Source organism: Acidiluteibacter sp., assembly GCF_055129545.1.
This window is the reverse complement of record NZ_JBSRUB010000036.1, coordinates 17,331-33,931: the sequence shown is the minus strand read 5'-3', so window position 1 is coordinate 33,931 and position 16,601 is coordinate 17,331. Positions and strand designations below refer to the sequence as shown.

14 protein-coding genes are annotated in these 16,601 nt (G+C 35.8%); 2 read left to right on the top strand and 12 right to left on the bottom strand.

All coding sequences use genetic code 11. The features are described 5' to 3' along the window. Positions 1–29: 29 nt before the first annotated feature. The 3 genes from ACTB0X_RS17425 to tnpA form a co-directional block, all read right to left on the bottom strand. Positions 30–572: a GNAT family N-acetyltransferase gene (locus tag ACTB0X_RS17425; protein WP_463026332.1), complete on the bottom strand. Its 543-nt coding sequence runs from the start codon at positions 570–572 to the stop codon at positions 30–32. 14 nt (positions 573–586) lie between these two features. Beyond that, complete coding sequence (locus ACTB0X_RS17420; RefSeq protein WP_463026331.1) at positions 587–964, bottom strand: nuclear transport factor 2 family protein; 378 nt, start codon at positions 962–964, stop codon at positions 587–589. Positions 965–1,538: 574 nt separating this feature from the next. Beyond that, a complete protein-coding gene (gene tnpA / locus ACTB0X_RS17415) occupies positions 1,539–2,000 on the bottom strand; it encodes an IS200/IS605 family transposase (RefSeq protein WP_463026330.1) in 462 nt (153 codons plus the stop codon). Positions 2,001–2,308: 308 nt separating this feature from the next. Between tnpA and ACTB0X_RS17410 the strand changes: the two genes are divergently transcribed. Together ACTB0X_RS17410 and bshA are read left to right on the top strand one after the other, a co-directional pair. After that, positions 2,309–5,299: a glycoside hydrolase family 3 N-terminal domain-containing protein gene (locus ACTB0X_RS17410; RefSeq protein WP_463026329.1), complete on the top strand. Its 2,991-nt coding sequence runs from the start codon at positions 2,309–2,311 to the stop codon at positions 5,297–5,299. Positions 5,300–5,310: 11 nt separating this feature from the next. Beyond that, positions 5,311–6,444, top strand: a complete 1,134-nt coding sequence (gene bshA / locus ACTB0X_RS17405) for an N-acetyl-alpha-D-glucosaminyl L-malate synthase BshA (protein ID WP_463026328.1) — start codon at positions 5,311–5,313, stop codon at positions 6,442–6,444. A gap of 32 nt (positions 6,445–6,476) precedes the next feature. Here bshA and ACTB0X_RS17400 read toward each other — a convergent pair whose 3' ends face one another. The 9 genes from ACTB0X_RS17400 to ACTB0X_RS17360 form a co-directional block, all read right to left on the bottom strand. Continuing rightward, entirely contained in the window at positions 6,477–8,132 is a 1,656-nt protein-coding gene (locus tag ACTB0X_RS17400; protein WP_463026327.1) for a serine hydrolase domain-containing protein, read from the bottom strand. A gap of 75 nt (positions 8,133–8,207) precedes the next feature. Next, positions 8,208–9,332, bottom strand: coding sequence for an ATP-binding protein (locus ACTB0X_RS17395; RefSeq protein WP_463026326.1), 1,125 nt, complete (start codon positions 9,330–9,332; stop codon positions 8,208–8,210). 128 nt (positions 9,333–9,460) lie between these two features. After that, positions 9,461–12,478 carry a 2-dehydropantoate 2-reductase gene (locus tag ACTB0X_RS17390; protein ID WP_463026325.1) on the bottom strand — a complete coding sequence of 1,006 codons (3,018 nt, stop codon included), beginning with the start codon at positions 12,476–12,478 and terminating at the stop codon, positions 9,461–9,463. Positions 12,479–12,562: 84 nt separating this feature from the next. Continuing rightward, the gene (locus ACTB0X_RS17385; protein ID WP_463026324.1) at positions 12,563–13,222 is read right to left on the bottom strand and encodes a hypothetical protein; all 660 of its coding nucleotides are present in this window, start codon (positions 13,220–13,222) and stop codon (positions 12,563–12,565) included. Between the two features lies 1 nt (position 13,223). Further along, positions 13,224–13,736 (bottom strand): RNA polymerase sigma factor, encoded by a 513-nt coding sequence (locus ACTB0X_RS17380; protein WP_463026323.1) that lies wholly within the window; start codon positions 13,734–13,736, stop codon positions 13,224–13,226. Positions 13,737–14,342: 606 nt separating this feature from the next. Further along, positions 14,343–14,561, bottom strand: coding sequence for a hypothetical protein (locus ACTB0X_RS17375; RefSeq protein ID WP_463026322.1), 219 nt, complete (start codon positions 14,559–14,561; stop codon positions 14,343–14,345). 52 nt (positions 14,562–14,613) lie between these two features. Next, the gene (locus ACTB0X_RS17370) at positions 14,614–15,348 is read right to left on the bottom strand and encodes a shikimate dehydrogenase family protein (RefSeq protein WP_463026321.1); all 735 of its coding nucleotides are present in this window, start codon (positions 15,346–15,348) and stop codon (positions 14,614–14,616) included. A gap of 3 nt (positions 15,349–15,351) precedes the next feature. Next, a complete protein-coding gene (locus ACTB0X_RS17365; protein WP_463026320.1) occupies positions 15,352–16,278 on the bottom strand; it encodes a polyprenyl-phosphate transporter in 927 nt (308 codons plus the stop codon). A gap of 28 nt (positions 16,279–16,306) precedes the next feature. Further along, positions 16,307–16,597: a rhodanese-like domain-containing protein gene (locus tag ACTB0X_RS17360; protein ID WP_463026319.1), complete on the bottom strand. Its 291-nt coding sequence runs from the start codon at positions 16,595–16,597 to the stop codon at positions 16,307–16,309. Between the last annotated feature and the right edge of the window lie 4 nt (positions 16,598–16,601).

Here is a 16,601-nt window from a genome sequence, read left to right as displayed (position 1 = left end):
AGTATAGTTGTCGATTTATATCCATTAAATCAGAATTTTAGAAGCAACTGGTGATTCGGATTACTATGAGTCGATGATATTTTAAAATTGTATTCACCAAAAAATTCAAAACCAACTTTTTTGTAAAAATTAATCGCTCTTGTATTCTCAGTCCATACATTTAGCCAAATGCCTGATTGCTTGTGCTGTTTGCAAAAGTCAAGATTAAAGTTAAATAATTGAAAACCGATAGTTTGTCCATGATACGCTTGAAGTATATAAATTCGTTCTAGCTTTGCGATATTGGATTGATCTAATGAGTCGTGTTCGCAATTTAGACACACCTTAGAGAATCCGACAGCTGTATTTTCGATAAAGATCAAATAGTAGTGATTCTCTGTGTTTGCCAATTCTTCCTTGAATTTTTCAACAGTATAGTTAAGACGAATGTATTGGGCTATGTCATTTTTAGGAGCACTATGTCCATGCGATTCAATAAAGGTAATTTGACCCAACTCTGAAAGTGTCGATAAATCATCTAAAGTAACTTTCCGAATAGTCAGTTCAGGAGATGAAGTAGTAGTTAGAGTCATTAAAAAAAAACAGATTAATACATGGTGTTTGGGTTCGCTGATTTCTCCGGAATTTGTTGAATCGCATCCCAATGCTCGCAAATCTTTCCTTCAGAATCAAATCTAAAAAAGTCCATCGTCACATATTGATCATTACCTGGCCATGTTTGGTGGGTATGCAGTGCCACTAGATCTCCTTCTGCAATGCACCTTACAAATTCAATGGACTTTTCAGGATATTCTTTTTGCATTCTTTCAAAATATTCGATGAACCCCTTTGTGCCATTTTCAACATCAGGATTGTGCTGAATGTATTCTTGACCAACGTATGTTTCAACTGCTAGTTTGGGGTTGCCTTCGTAGGCTGTTCTGTAAAAAGAAATGGCGTTTTCTTTGTTTTGGTTAATATTCATTCATGGTAATTTTTACGAAATAAAGTTAACTAAAGTTGTGGTAACACGTTTTAATATTTCAGGGCTAGCGCCCCTTTTTTTATGAATTATTCACCTGTTATTAAAATTTCAGGGCTCTGCCCCTCTAATAGAATTGATATTTACAAAAACAAAAAGTTGATTTAAATTTTTGAATACCAATTTTTTATTCAATTTAAACAACCATCAAACATAGGGACGTAGTCCTGTAATTTTAATAAGATAATTTATGGTTTTAGTGTTTAGGGGCGTAGCCACGATATTCCCCAATGCAATTTAGATTTCAGGGCTAGCGCCCCTCTGATTGTCTCGATTGTTTATTGTTATTAAGATTTCAGGGCTAACGCCCCTTAATTGTAGATTCTTATGAATAAATAGATAAGGATATATTTGTTTTTAGACTCTTAAAGAGAAATAGAAACATTAAACTTATTGATTTAGTAATGAAATCTCAATTGCTCAAATAGTAGTTCATACTGTCAAGGGACGTAGTCTTGATATTTTAATAGGTTAGATTGTGATCTTTTGTCAAAGGGCGTTAGCCCTGACATTTTAATCAATCATTCCAATCAAATAAATATCTCTCATCATAACTGATGTCAAATTTCTCCAACAACAATAAATATTCATCTTTAAATGATTGCTTCTTATGGTGTTCAGGTTGATTTAAAATATACTTTACTACTTGATCAATTTGTGACTTGGAGTAAGTAAATGCTCCAAATCCGTCTTGCCAACGAAATTTACCTTTTACATATTTCTTTTCATTGATCCACTTTGATGAACCAGATTTGACATGTTCCATTAATTTAGAAGGGGATAAAGTTGGGTGCATGCTAACAAAAAGGTGGGTGTGGTCGGGATTGCAATAAATGGCGTGCATTTTACATTTTTGATTGGTAATAATTCCACTGATGACTTTTTCTAATTCTTCCCTAATCCTTTCAAAAATTAAACTCTCTCTTCCTTTAACGGAAAAGACAAATTGGATATATAGTTGAGAATATGTATTGGCCATTCTGTTTTAGATTTAGTTTGTATATAATTGAAAGATAATCATTCTTAATTATGGAAGAAGTCAATTTATTAGAGTGAAGTAGAACTCCAATCAAACCCATAATTCCCAAAGAAAGTTAAAACACAACCACAAATTTTTGAAACACTCTATATCTGGCTTTTTTGGTTTGGGATTTGTAAGAAATGGATTGATTTAATAAACGTTCAACTGTTTAAAAGTATTGCTGCAACTAATAGGTGAGGCAAGCATAATCTTTAATTTAGAAGCTCGTTATATTAGAAATCGTTCACTTTTTTAAACTCCAATTTATGCGGCTTACGCTCTTGCCAATTTTTCTATTTTCATTGCTTTTGTTGAGCTCTTTTCACCTTCCAACCAATGATTCAGATGCTGCTGAACCTAAAAAGATTCCCTATCTAAAAGGGAATCATGTTTGGGCAGATTCTATTCTGAATACCATGAGTATTGATGAAAAGATTGGACAACTGTTCAATGTGGCTGCCTATAGCAATGAGAAAATGAATAGAAAGGAAGTGGAGGAGTTGATTCAAAAATACCACATAGGTGGGTTGACATTCTTTCAAGGCTCCATTTATAAGCAAGCTGAAATGACGAACTATTTTCAATCTGTATCTAAAGTGCCTTTGATGGTGGCGATGGATGCCGAATGGGGAATGGCGATGCGAATAGATAGCGTGATGAAATATCCATGGCAAATGACGTTGGGCGCTATTCAGGATGAAGAATTGATTTACAAAATGGGAAAAGACATTGCGCAACAAATGCGACGAATTGGGGTGAATGTGAGTTTTTCTCCTGTGGTGGATGTCAATAATAATCCGGATAATCCGATCATAAATGCCCGATCTTTTGGTGAAGACAAAAAGAACGTAGCTCGAAAAGGAGTGGCATACATGCAAGGATTGCAAGATGGAAAAGTATTGGCTTCAGCAAAGCATTTTCCTGGGCACGGTGATACAGATATGGATTCCCATAAGGCGCTTCCAATGATTGATAAGACAAAAGAACAGTTAGATTCATTGGAATTGTATCCATTTAAACAACTGATAAAAAAGGGAGTCGGTAGTGTTATGATTGCACACCTAAATATTCCTGCTTACACCAGAGAATCAACCTATCCTTCTTCGTTGACCCCTTCTGTGGTGACTGATTTATTAAAAGATGAATTGAATTTTAAAGGGTTGACTTTTACAGATGGATTAAATATGGCTGGAGTTGCTGCCCGATTAACATCTCCTGAAGTGGACGTAGAAGCGATTAAAGCTGGAAATGATATTTTGTTATTATCTCGAGATGTTGAAAAAGGAGTAGAAGCCATCAAGCAAGCATTATTGGATAGTCTATTGACTCAAGAAGCAATTGAAGCTTCAGTTTTAAAGATATTGAGAGCCAAGCAATGGATGGAGCTTGATAAATATGAACCAGCTGATTTAAATCAATTGTATGAAGATTTAAATACTCCAAAGTACACAGCGCTGAATCACAAACTGACTGCAGCCTCTGTTACTTTATTGCGCAATGACAATATCATTCCTTTGTCAACTGGAACTGAAAAAATAGCTGTTTTATCCATTGGGTCTAAGGAAGTAACCGCATTTCAAAAGCGAATTGCGAGTTATGCCAACGTGAAGTTTTTTAATTCAGGGAATGATATTCCTGTCGGAGATCAAAAAGCAATGATGGATAGCCTAATGCCTTATGATGTGATTATAATCGGAATGCATCGAAGTGATAAACATCCGTGGGTGAAGTACGATGTTTCTGATGACTTAAAAGGGTTTTTAAATATTTTGCGATTAAAGAAGAAAGTCATTTTGGATGTATTTATGAATCCATATTCCATGCGAAATTTCTTAGCTACTGAATATGTGGATGGCTTCTTGATGTCTTATCAGAATTCAGATGCCGCTCAAGAAATATCTGCCGAGGTGATTTTTGGCGCTCGATCTGCTAAAGGGAAGTTGCCTGTTGGAATTTCTAGAACGTTTCCAATAGGAGCGGGACTTAGTAATGAAACTTCAAACATCCTTTATAGAGAAATTCCGGAAGAGTTAGGTTTATCAACAGAGTTGTTGAATCAAATCGATATCATCGCACAAGATGGGGTGAATAAAGGAGCTTATCCTGGTTGTCAGGTATTGGTGGCAAAGGATGGAAAAATTATTTACGACAAGCAATTTGGACATTCAACCTATGAGTCCAATCAAGCGATTCAACCAACCGATTTATACGATATTGCTTCGGTGACTAAAATTTCAGCGACATTGTTGGCGGTGATGGATTTAGTGTCGAAAGACAAATTGAGTTTAGACGACAACTTAGGAAAACACTTGGGGAAATTGGTGAAGAATACTGATTATGCAGACTTAAAATTGAGAGAAATTCTAGCCCATCAAGCAGGTTTAGCCGCATGGATTCCTTTTTATATCAAGACACTTGAAGGTGGAGAGCCAAGAGCAGATTTATATAGTAAATTTCAATCGGAAGAATTTTCAGTAAGAGTAGCTGATAGTATGTACATTACTGCAGCTTATGAGGATACTATTTTTTACCGAATTGTTCATCGAGCTAAAGTGAATCCTAAAAAGGAATACCGATACAGTGATGTGGGCTATTATTTTATGAAAGAAATTGTAGAACGAATTACAGATATGCCGATAGAAGACTATTTGCAAGCTAATTTTTATGGTCCTTTGGGAATGAGTAGAACGACTTTTAATCCAATGAACAAATTCTGTAGAGCCGAAATTATCCCAACTGAGGATGACAGAACTTATAGAAAGCAATTGGTTTGGGGCGATGTTCACGATCCAGGTGCTGCGATGTTGGGTGGTGTAGGTGGTCACGCCGGCTTGTTTTCAACTTCGAATGACCTCGCCAAATTGATGCAATTGTACTTGAATAATGGGAACTATGGAGGTAAGCAATACTTAGATGCTGCGGTAGTGAAGGAGTTTACTAAATGTCAGTTTTGCAAAGATGATGCTCCAAAGAATGGGAATGAAAATAGAAGAGCTGCAGGCTTTGATAAACCAGCATTTCATGGTGAACCTGGACCAACTTGTGATTGCATCAGCTATGCGAGTTTCGGACATTCAGGTTTTACTGGAACATACGCTTGGGCCGACCCCGATGCTCAAATAGTTTACATATTTTTGTCGAACCGTGTTTACCCTGACGCGAACAATAAAAAGCTTTTGCAGTTAAATATAAGAACAGATATTCAAGAGCGTATCTACGATGCCATTAAAGCATCTAAAACGAAATTGATCAACTAATTGACAGAAATATGAACATCGGAATAGTACTTTATCCTACCTATGGAGGAAGCGGAGTAGTTGGAACAGAGTTAGGAAAGGCATTGGCCGACAAAGGACACAAAATTCATTTTATCACTTATAGACAACCAGTAAAGCTGGAGGAGTTTACCGCAAACATCTCTTACCACGAAGTTCGGGTTTCCGATTATCCCTTATTTGATTATCCGCCTTACGAATTGGTGTTAGCGAGTAAATTGGTGGATGTTGTAAAATATGAGAAATTAGATTTATTGCACGTTCATTATGCGATTCCTCATGCATCAGCAGCCTATATGGCGCAGCAAATTTTGAGAACTGAAGGAATAGAAATTCCGTTTATCACAACACTGCACGGTACTGATATTACATTAGTAGGGAAGGACGCTTCTTTTGAACCAGTCATTACTTTCGCCATCAATCAATCGGATGGGGTGACTGCTGTTTCTGAGAGCTTGAAAAAAGAGACTTACGAGCATTTTAAAATACAAAATGGCATTGATGTGATCCCAAACTTTATTTGTATCCAACAATATGAAGATGTGAAGATTGATCACGGTTTAAGAGAATCCATTGCTCCTAATGGTGAGCGCATCATCATTCACATCTCCAACTTTCGAAAAGTAAAACGGGTGACTGATGTGGTGAAAGTATTTGCTCAAATCAGGGCGAAAATGCCAGCTAAATTGGTCATGGTAGGTGATGGACCAGAGCGGAATAAAATTGAGCAAATGTGCAGAACATTAGGTTTGTGTGGCGATTTGCAAATGATGGGAAAGGTGAATGACACGATTCGAGTACTTTCTGTTGCCGATTTGTTTATTCTACCATCAGAGTCAGAAAGTTTTGGATTAGCTGCCTTGGAAGCGATGGCTGCAAAAACACCAGTTATTTCGACCAATACTGGCGGAATTCCTGAAGTGAATATTGATGGAGTTACTGGCTATATGAGTAATATCGGAGACGTAGATGACATGTCTACAAACGCCTTGAAAATTTTAAAAGACGATGAAACATTGAGTCGTTTTAAAAGAGATGCTTTTGAGCAAGCCAAGCGTTTTGATTTAGGAAAGATCTTACCACAGTACGAGGCTTTATATGAAAGAGTGCTGCACAGGCATTTGTAACTAACTTAAGGTTTATCTCTAGCTAGGTATAATCAATCCTTAAGATTCGGAAGAATAAACTGTTCAAATATCAACTCAGGTTGATTGTTTTTGATACTTCTATAATTTCCTGAAGTAATCACTGCCACAGTTTCTAATTCAGGAAGTACAAAGATGTATTGACCACCTGCGCCTCGGGCTTCTATAGATTGTATGGTTTGGCCCTTTATTTCATAACTGTGGTGCCACCACAAATATCCATATCCATTTTTATCGGTGGTATTTTCTAAAACGCGGTAGTTTACAAATGATTCTTTGATCCACTTTTTCGAAATGATTTGTTTTCCATTCCATATTCCTTGGTTGAGATAGAGTTCTCCAAACTTGAGCATATCACTTGGTGTAAGATACATTCCACCACCAAAATACGGACGGCCAGTCATATCAGTCTGAATGATGTAGTTGGGAATGTCCAATTGTTCAAATAAATGCTGATGAATGTAAAGTGCTAAAGAACCATTCACCATGGAATCCATTGCGACACCAAGAAGATAAGGATTGGCAGATCCATAAATGGCATGTAAGTTAGGTTTACCAATCATTGGGGCTTCTAAAATGGTTTTTGTCCAATCGGGAGTTGGTTGATAATTATTTTCTGAAGCTAAAGATTTTCGCTTCGTTCCAAAATCAACTGCATCAAAACCGGAACTCATTGTCAAAAGACTTTTTAAATCTACTTGACTCGACGCACTGTCTTTATATATTTGATAGTTATTAGGTAAGAAGTCGAAAATAGATTGGTTTAGGCTGTTGAATAATGACTGATCTCTTGCAATTCCCACCATAGCAGATGAAATGCTTTTCGAAGCCGAGCGCATATCGTGTGGAATTTTGGCGTTGTATCCATTAAAATAGTTCTCATAAATTATTGTGCCTCTTTGAGAAACTAAAACTGCATGAGTATTTATTAAAGAGTCAGATGCTATTTGCGATTCCATCTTGGTTAGTGAAAGACTATTTTTATTAATATCACTATTGATTCCACCAATTTTCCAATCTGTTGTCGATTTTTTTAAGTCAACTTTTGTCAATAAATGATTGTCTAAATAAATTCCCAATTGTATCTTTTCGGATAATAAGTGACCTTGAAACTGCAATCCGGTTTTGAAATCGATGAATGAAATGTGATCGTTTTTCTTTTGAAAATTCCCGCACCAAGTTCCTGTAAATCGGTCATCTGAAAAGATCGGGTAGGCTTCATACTTTTCGTCCGATCCATTTTCTAAACTCAAATAAATTTGCTGTGCTTTCAACTCATCTACCATCAAAATATTCCAAACTCCCTTAAATGAATTCTTGGTGGACTGCTTCAATTTAAGGTGATATAGTAATAATCCTGATTGAATAAAGCCATTGATTTCCTTTTTATCAGCCGATAACGTTCCTTCAAAACGTATTTTCTCACCGAATGGAATTGAGAACTGGTTAGAATTACCAGATTGAAAAGAAAAATCGATTATACTATTCTCGTTAGAAATTTTTAAGCGACTATTTTCTGTTCCTATATTTTCAATTTCTACTGTTAAGTTAAATGCCTTTGGATTGGTTATCTCACCTTCCCAATTATTCGTATAGTCGGCCATGTTTTGGGCATTCGAAAAGAATGAAAAGAGTAAAGTTATTAGTAGAGAAGTGTATCTAATTTTCATAATGTTGGTTGGTTTATAATTCGATTGTGAAGTCAGTTCTTCTTTGGTTAGATATTGTCTAAAATTCTGTTTCCATCAACTCAAAAACTCGTGATAATTTTCTTGATCTAAAAACTGAGTGGTTGCCTCTGGATAAGCACGAGTGAAGGTTTTTGGAAAATAGTTTTTTCCTTTATTGTTCCATTTAAATTCAAACGCATTGATATTGTTTGCATCTACTTCAATGTAATCAATCTCTTGCTGTTGGGTTGTTCGCCAAAAATAACATTCGACTTCTTTTTCAGTGATTGCCAACCATTTTCGACGTTCACTGATTAGATAGTTTTCCCATAAAGCACCAACATCATTGCGATTCTGAAGTGGATTAAAATTGCCGATTGCTGAATTGATTACGCCATTGTCATAAAAATACACTTTACGGCTTTTTTTCAATTCGTTCCGCACATTTTTACTCAATGAAGGAAGAGAAAAAATGACAAATGCATTCTCCAATAGCATCAAATACTTCTCAACTGTTTTGTTGCTTACACCAATCAGTTGACTCAGCTCATTTGCATTGACTTCGCTGCCAATTTGCAGCGCTAATGCTTTCACTAGCTTTTGTAATGGAGTTGTTTTTTTAAGTTGTTCTAATTCAAATAAATCTTTATATAAATAACTGTTTGTAATGAGGTTGAGGTGTTTTTTTGCATTGGTTGGATCAATTACAATTTCAGGATAACTTCCGAAAAGCAGTCGTTGCTCCAAGTTTCTTTGTTCTTCTAAAAAGCCCAAATGATCAACCAACTCTTTATAGGAAAATGGATGTAATTGTATTTCGTATTTTCTCCCAGTTAAAGGTTCGTTCAAGTGGTTTGCTAGATCAAAAGCGGAAGAACCAGTTGCAATGATTTGGACTTCTTTAATTTGGTCTACAATTATTTTTATTAGTATACCAATATTTGGAATACGTTGAGCCTCATCTATGAAAAGGACATCGTGCTCTCCGATGATGTTTTTAAGCAGAGAAACGTTTGGTTTTGAAAGGGCATCTCTGGTATAGAAATTGTCGCCATTTAAATACAATACTTTTGCTGTAATTTCATTTAGCAGCAATTCTACAAAAGTTGACTTACCAACTTGTCGAGCACCAAAGACAATTAATGCCTTTTTTTTGAATAAATAATTCTTTGCCTCTGATACTTGTAATCGCTTAAACATCTTGTCAAATTTCTACAAAGATACTCCAAATTCCACTATTATTATGTTTTTTTTGGATTGTATTCCATTATTATTATGTTTTTTTGGGATTTCATTCCACTATTATTATGTTTTTTGGGATTTATTCTCTATTTTTCAACTCCAATTTCTTTGTCATTTCGGCACCATTCACTCCATGAACCCACGTATAATTTAGGAATTTCTAATCCGGCATAGTCCATCGCTAAGATTGTGTGGCAAGCCGTTACACCTGAACCGCAATGAATGATAGTGTGATCAGCATTCTTATTCTGAAGGATAGATTCATACTGCTTTCTTAAATCTTCTGGTGAGCGGAACAATCCATTTTCATCTAGATTATTTGCTAAAGGTATATTAATCGCACCTGGTATATGACCAGCAATTGGGTCTATAGGTTCTGATTCTCCTCGAAATCGGTATGATTCTCTGACGTCAATTACTGCATAATCTTCCATTTTGGAAACAACCTCCACCTCTTCAATAGTTGCCATTGGGAGAAACCATTTATCAGCTGGATAAGATTCTACTTTATTCGGAAGGACTACTTTATCGTTAGTCAGAAAACCATTCTTGATTGCAGTTTGAAATCCTCCATTCAAAACTTGTACTTTATCATGTCCGATTGATCGGAGCATCCACCAAAGTCTCGCTGCAGAATTAGCTCCATTTGTATCATCATAGACCACTACATGACTGTCTGTTGAAATGCCTAGCTCTGACAGTGTTTTCACAAAATCACTCACTTCTGGTAATGGATGTCGGCCACCATTGGCTGCATTTTCTTTTATGTTGGACAACTGACTATTTAAATCTACGTGAATGGCTCCATCAAGGTGTTCTTTCGCATAATCAGCCTTCGCTTCTTTACTATTTCTCGCATCGATTAAAACTAAGTTTTGATTGTTTTTTAATTGTACTAATTCCTCCAGGTTTATAATTGGAGCGATTCGTTGATTCATGGAAGTGTTGGTTTTTAGTTTGTTGTAGAGCTTTTTAAAAGTAGGAGTGGAGCAATTTAGCTTATTCGCTTCTTCAACCACATAACCAGTTAATGAGTCTAACTCAGTTTGAACGTTTTTATTCCGAAAGTCTCTGTGCAATGATGAGGTGATATGTGGAGGGAGGGTGTTAAACTTTTGAATGGTTTTCTGCAGAATATCTGCATCTAAATCAATATGTTTCGCTTTCGCAAATCCGATGACTTCTTGAACCAATTGATGGAGCGTTATTGTTCTACTTTCATCCGCTAATAATTCTCCAATGGTATAGTCAAAATAAGAAGTGGCTGTAGCGATAGATGCCAAGAAAATGAATTTCTCCCAACAAACTTTTAAAGAAGAATTAGAAAGAGTCGCTTCTATATTCGCTTGATTAAATATACGTTCTAGTTGAATAATTCGTTCATCTACAGTATCCTCTTTACCAAAGTAAAGCGACTGTATATTCCCTGAGTTTTCGATTTGTCCTTCCCCAATAATACTGGAGACAATGTATACACAGCCATTCAAAACTAGATTGTTCGGGAATAATTGCTCAACTTTTTCAACATTATTTACACCATTTAAAAGGGGAAGAATCACAGTGTCTTCTTTGATTAAAGGCGCTATTTGATGACAAACAGCTTCTAAATCATAAGATTTAGTACAAAGCAATACATAATCTACTTTTCCAATTTCAAGAATGTTATCTGTAGCTAATTTTGGATGTGTGACAAATGAGTTTTCTCCCCATTTTACATGGAGTCCATTTTCTTTTATTGCGCTTAAATGTGAGCCTCTTGCTAAAAAGGAAATTTCAACTTCGGAGCTATTTTCATAGGCTTTGGCGAGTAGTCCACCGAAAAACCCTCCAACTCCTCCAATACCAACGACCAGTATCTTAATTGTACTTTTATCTTTATTCACCATACTTTTCTCCATGCAATAAAATTCAAATTCTCGTTCCGGAAATCGGACTACTCCTCGGAGGTGATACGCTCTTTTTTTATAGAACTCAATCACCTTTTTGTTCTGACTATAGACATCTAATCGGATAGAAGTATAACTATTGTCTGCTGCATATTGCTCGGCAAAATCCATCATTTTAGTCGCATAACCATTTCGTTGATGAAGTGGGTTCACGACCAATCGATGGATGACTAGTATTTTTGAATCATCAAATTGCCAATCCACCCTATTATAAACTGCTTCTTGAATTTCGCTGATGTTTATTGCTCCTATGATTCCATTATCAACCGTTAGTACATATAAATAACCTTTCTTTAAATCATCCTCAATAATCGACTTGGTGGGATAGTTATCCGTCCATTGAAAAATAGAGTTTCGTTCCAATTCGGCCTTTGCAGCTAAGTAAATTTTAAACAGTATGTCTGCATCAGAAACAGTTCCCTTTATTATATTGATTTGATCAACTATAGCTGTCTCTGTATTGGTGTTGTACACAATCAGACCTTCATTCTCTTTATCCAATTGTGCAAAAAGAGCTCCATTACTATTCCAAATCGCACTTTGGCCTGCACTCATAAAGTTTTCACAAAAGCCAATGCTATTCACCATTAAAACTGGAGTGTTAAATTCCTTTGAGATGGAAGGGAAGTGGGAGTTGGCTTTTTCAATTCCACGATTTGGTTTAGACACACTTGAAATATATAGTTCTGCTCCGTTATTATGAGTATTTATAAAATGTTCTCGTTGCAGTGATTCATAGCAAATTCCAAAGGCTATTTTGGTCTGATCAATGGTGATATATTCTTGAGTGTCTCCTTGCACAAAATAGGGCAACTCGTCATCGTGCAGGATTTGCTTGGAATAGACCAACCGATCTTTGTTGGGTTGAAAAATCAGAAGACTTATTCTAACTCCATTAGCAGATGGAGTGGGCATGCCAACTCCGATAGTAATCTTATTTTGATCTGATAACTTCTGAATTGGATCAAATAGTTCATCATCGATTGACACAGCCAACTTCTTGGCCAATTCAGGTTCGTAACCGGTAATGGACAATTCAGGAAACACAATTAAATCGGCTTTCAGTTGAATTGCTCGCTTAATCAATCGAATATGATGTTGTATGTTCGTTTGAATATTTCCTTTACTAGCTTGAAGTTGGGCGAGACAGATTTTCATGGGAAAGAAAAGATTTCTTACTTATAAAAATAGTGATATAAGTTGAATGTTTTTAACCCATATAATCGACTTGTATTCAAAATTCTATTCTTTTTTAAATTCTTCCATTTCGTTATAGAATTGAATGGCTTTCATCACAGATTTTCCACCAGATCCGGCTATCATGTTTCTAAACCATGCTTTATTTAAGTTTTCAATGGTATGCTGCTTATACAGCCAATAGCTTAAATAGATGAATGATAGTGTCAAAATAGATTGAAAAATGAGATAACCTATTCCTACTTCATTCGGAAACCAGTTGTTGGATAAATAGAAGGTGGTGAAAAATGGAAATTGTAAGCACATTATTTTGGAGTGATTGATAATCGACAATTGCAATTTGGACAACTGTTGCTGAATTTCAAGAACACTTCCGTCGTAATTAATGGTATTTGTCCAAGTGAGGTGTTTGATGTAATCTGCAAACCCTTTTACATTAATCAAGGCAATGATAGAAACTGAGCCAATGAAATAATTCAAAGAAGTGCTGTAGTTCGTTATTGAATAAGTCAAGGCGTACCCCAATAACAACAGGTAAAAAACAAAAGCAATAATTCCAGACGTTTTTAATCGAATCAAAGACTTTAAGGAATTCTGAGCCTTAGTATTTATGGTCTCTTTTAAAAGAACTTGATTGATTCGGAGTGTTTTCTCAATCTTGCTGTTTTGTTCTTTCCAGATATTGATCAATTCTATATTTTCCATTTTATTGATTTTTTAATTGTGTGATTTTTTGTTTGATAAGGAGTTTGATCCGACCAATCTTAGTCGCGACGTTAGTTTCAGTGATTCCTATAATAGCCGAAATTTCTTTATGACTTTTCTCTTCCAAATAAAGTAAGATGACCGCTTTGTCCAATTGCTTCAATTCCAGAATAACTTGTTGTAGCAGTCCTAAGTCCGATTCTTTATCATCTTGCATTTCATTGTGTGTAAAATCAATGATGCTATCTGTTAAAGGATTGGAAATCGTTTTTCGAGTACTTTCCTTGCGATAAAACGAAATAGCCACATTTAATGAAATCCGATACATCCAAGTGGAATACTTGAAATTGGAGTCATATTTATCAAACGACTTCCAGAGTTGAATGATAATTTCTTGAACAAGGTCTTTTCGGTCTTCTATGTTTTGACAATAGGAGTTGGCTACCTTATAAAGGATGCCCTTATTCGATTGAATAACAGAAATGAAAGAATCAGAAGGATTAGAATTTTCCATTGCTAACTGTATTCAGTTGATCCATTTTAAAGTATGACTCAAGACTTTTTGATTCGACCTTTTGTTTTGGACTTGAATAATAATTTCGAGTTACAGAAATACTACAATCCGTAACTAAAAAAAGTGTGAGTGTTACTAACAACCCAAAGATGCATTTTTTTAAGTTCCTCATGAATAAATATTTTAGGAATTAAATCGTCTATTTAATCCATTATTCGCATGAGGTGCCAAAATATCACAGTTTGGGGTGTTTTTTTTAAGGAATTATTTATTTTTTGTGATGTAATAATTAGATTGAAAAATATCAAAGACTTTCCTTCAATTTTTGAGGATCTTGCCTAGTATCGAAAATAGTAATTATTTCGATTTCATTTGAGCTAGTCAAAACGCGATAATAGAAAGTAGTTTGTTTTGTAACCACGCATTTGTACAAACCTTGAAATTTGCTTGATTTGGGGCAGCTGTATGGTAAAGAGGATATTTGATTAAACTTTTCAGTCAGTTTCGAGATGAACTTATCACGAGTTTTCTGATTCCATTTTTCTAATAGGTAGCTGTTTAATTGAAGTAGTTTTAATTCAGCATGTTCAGATAAGAACACCTTCATTATGAAATCTTCTTTAAAAATGAATCATAAGAGACTCTTTTGTAATTATCTAAATCCTCAATCCCTTTTTTAATGTCCTCTTGTTCAGATAGTGACAATTCATCCCAAAAGTCAGACTTTTCTTTTTTGACAAAGTCAGCTACTCGTTGAATAAATTCGGCATTCTCATTCTCCAAAATGGTTCTAAGTAATTCTAATTTTGTTGTTTGGATATCCATGACTTGAAATGATTTATACCAAATTTACAAAAAAATATTGTAGGTATGTTTCTCAACCTCTCTCCCAAATCTTCCAAGCTTCTTCCGCTTGAATTTTCAGCATTTGCTCACCATTGATGGCAATAGCTCCTGCTGCTTTGGCGTGTTGTAGAAATTGCGTTTCAGAAGGGTTGTAGACTAAATCGTATAAGAAATGTTGTTCGGTCAGGTATTCGTAGGGAAGTTCTGGAGCTTCCGTAATATTCGGGAAAGTGCCAATCGGCGTAGTGTTGACAATCAATAAATGGTGCTTCATCACAAAGCTATTGATATCGGCATAGCTTAATTCGTTTTCAGCCTTGGGGTTTCGACTAACGTAGGTGATCTTGATTCCTAATTTCTCCAATACAAAAGCTACCGCTTTTGCTGCGCCTCCGGTGCCCAAAATTAATGCTCTGGTATGGATGTTTTCTAAGAATGGTTTGATGCTGTTTCTGAAACCAATCACATCAGTATTGTAGCCTTTCAAACCACTTTTTGTAAACTGAATGGTATTGACTGCACCAATTGTTTTCGCTTCCTCATCTATTTCATCCAAAAAGGGGAGAATAGCCTCTTTATAAGGGATGGTAACGTTTAATCCGGAAAGTTGGTTCTCTTGCACCAATGCAGTGAACTCGGCAATCTCCCGCAATTCAAATAAAGAATAGGATGCATCAGAGATTCCTTCTTTCTCAAACTTTTGTTCGAAATATTGTTTAGAGAATGAGTGGGAGAGGGTTTTTCCGATTAAACCAAATTGTCTCATGGATTAGGCTTTTGAAAATCTCTTGCCCAATCCTTCTAAAACAAAGATCAATGCAAAACCAACAATCGCCAATACCACTGCAAAACCCAATTGATTGTCACCTTCAAAATTTTGGGGCAACAAATTGATTTGCTCTAAAGGTTTTTGCTCACCATGACGATCCGTCATATAGCTCAACGTTTCTTTCCAAGGCCATATTTTGTTCAATGAGCCAATCATGAACCCAGTTAAAATCGCCATTGTTAGGTTGTGGTAGCTTTTCAATAACCAAGAAAGTAAATGTGAAAAGCTCAACAAACCAGTCACACATCCAACACCAAACAAAGCAATCACATCCAATTTAAATTGACTCAATGAATCGATGATGTAAGCGTATTTTCCCAATAAAACCAAGATAAACGATCCGGAAATCCCTGGTAATATCATAGCACAAATGGCGATGGCTCCACTAATTAAAACTGCCCACCAAGTGTTCGGTGTAGCTTCAGGAACAATAGAGGTAATCCAATAAATTAAAACGGTACCGCCGATTAATCCAATGATGTTGGCCACATTCCATTTAGTAATGGTTTTGGCAACGAAAATCGCTGAAGCGACAATTAACCCAAAGAAAAATGACCAAATTAAGACTGGATGAACTTCTAATAAGTATTTGATTAGTTTAACCATACTTACCAAACTGATGCCGATACCAACTACCAATGCCACCAAAAAACTTCCGTTAATGTGTGCCCAAAAGCCTTTAAATCCTTCTTCTTTAAGTGCTTTTATCGCACTTAAATTGAATGATTTTAATGTGTTTACAAACTCTTCATAGATTCCCGCAATCAGTGCGATGGTTCCGCCTGAAACACCTGGTACTATGTCTGCGGCACCCATTCCCATTCCTTTTAATGAGATAATGGCGTAGTCTTTCCAACTTCTTTTCATGACAATCTATTGTAGTAGTTAATTGAGATTAAGCTTCTTTGAAAGCTGTTACACCACCAACAAGTGTGTGTAAGTTTTCCAATTTGAATTTTCGTTCCAATGTCATAATGATTGCAGAAGAACGCTTTCCACTTTGGCAACAAAAAACGACTTTTTTAGACGTGTCTATTTTATCTACAGAACTCAACACTTCATCCAATGGGATATTGATCCCACCAATACTGTAATCTTCGAATTCATAAGATTCTCTGACGTCAATGAGTTGGATGTCGCTGTTTTGCATCGCAGCTTTTAGTTCGGTTGGGCTAATCGTTTGCATGTTC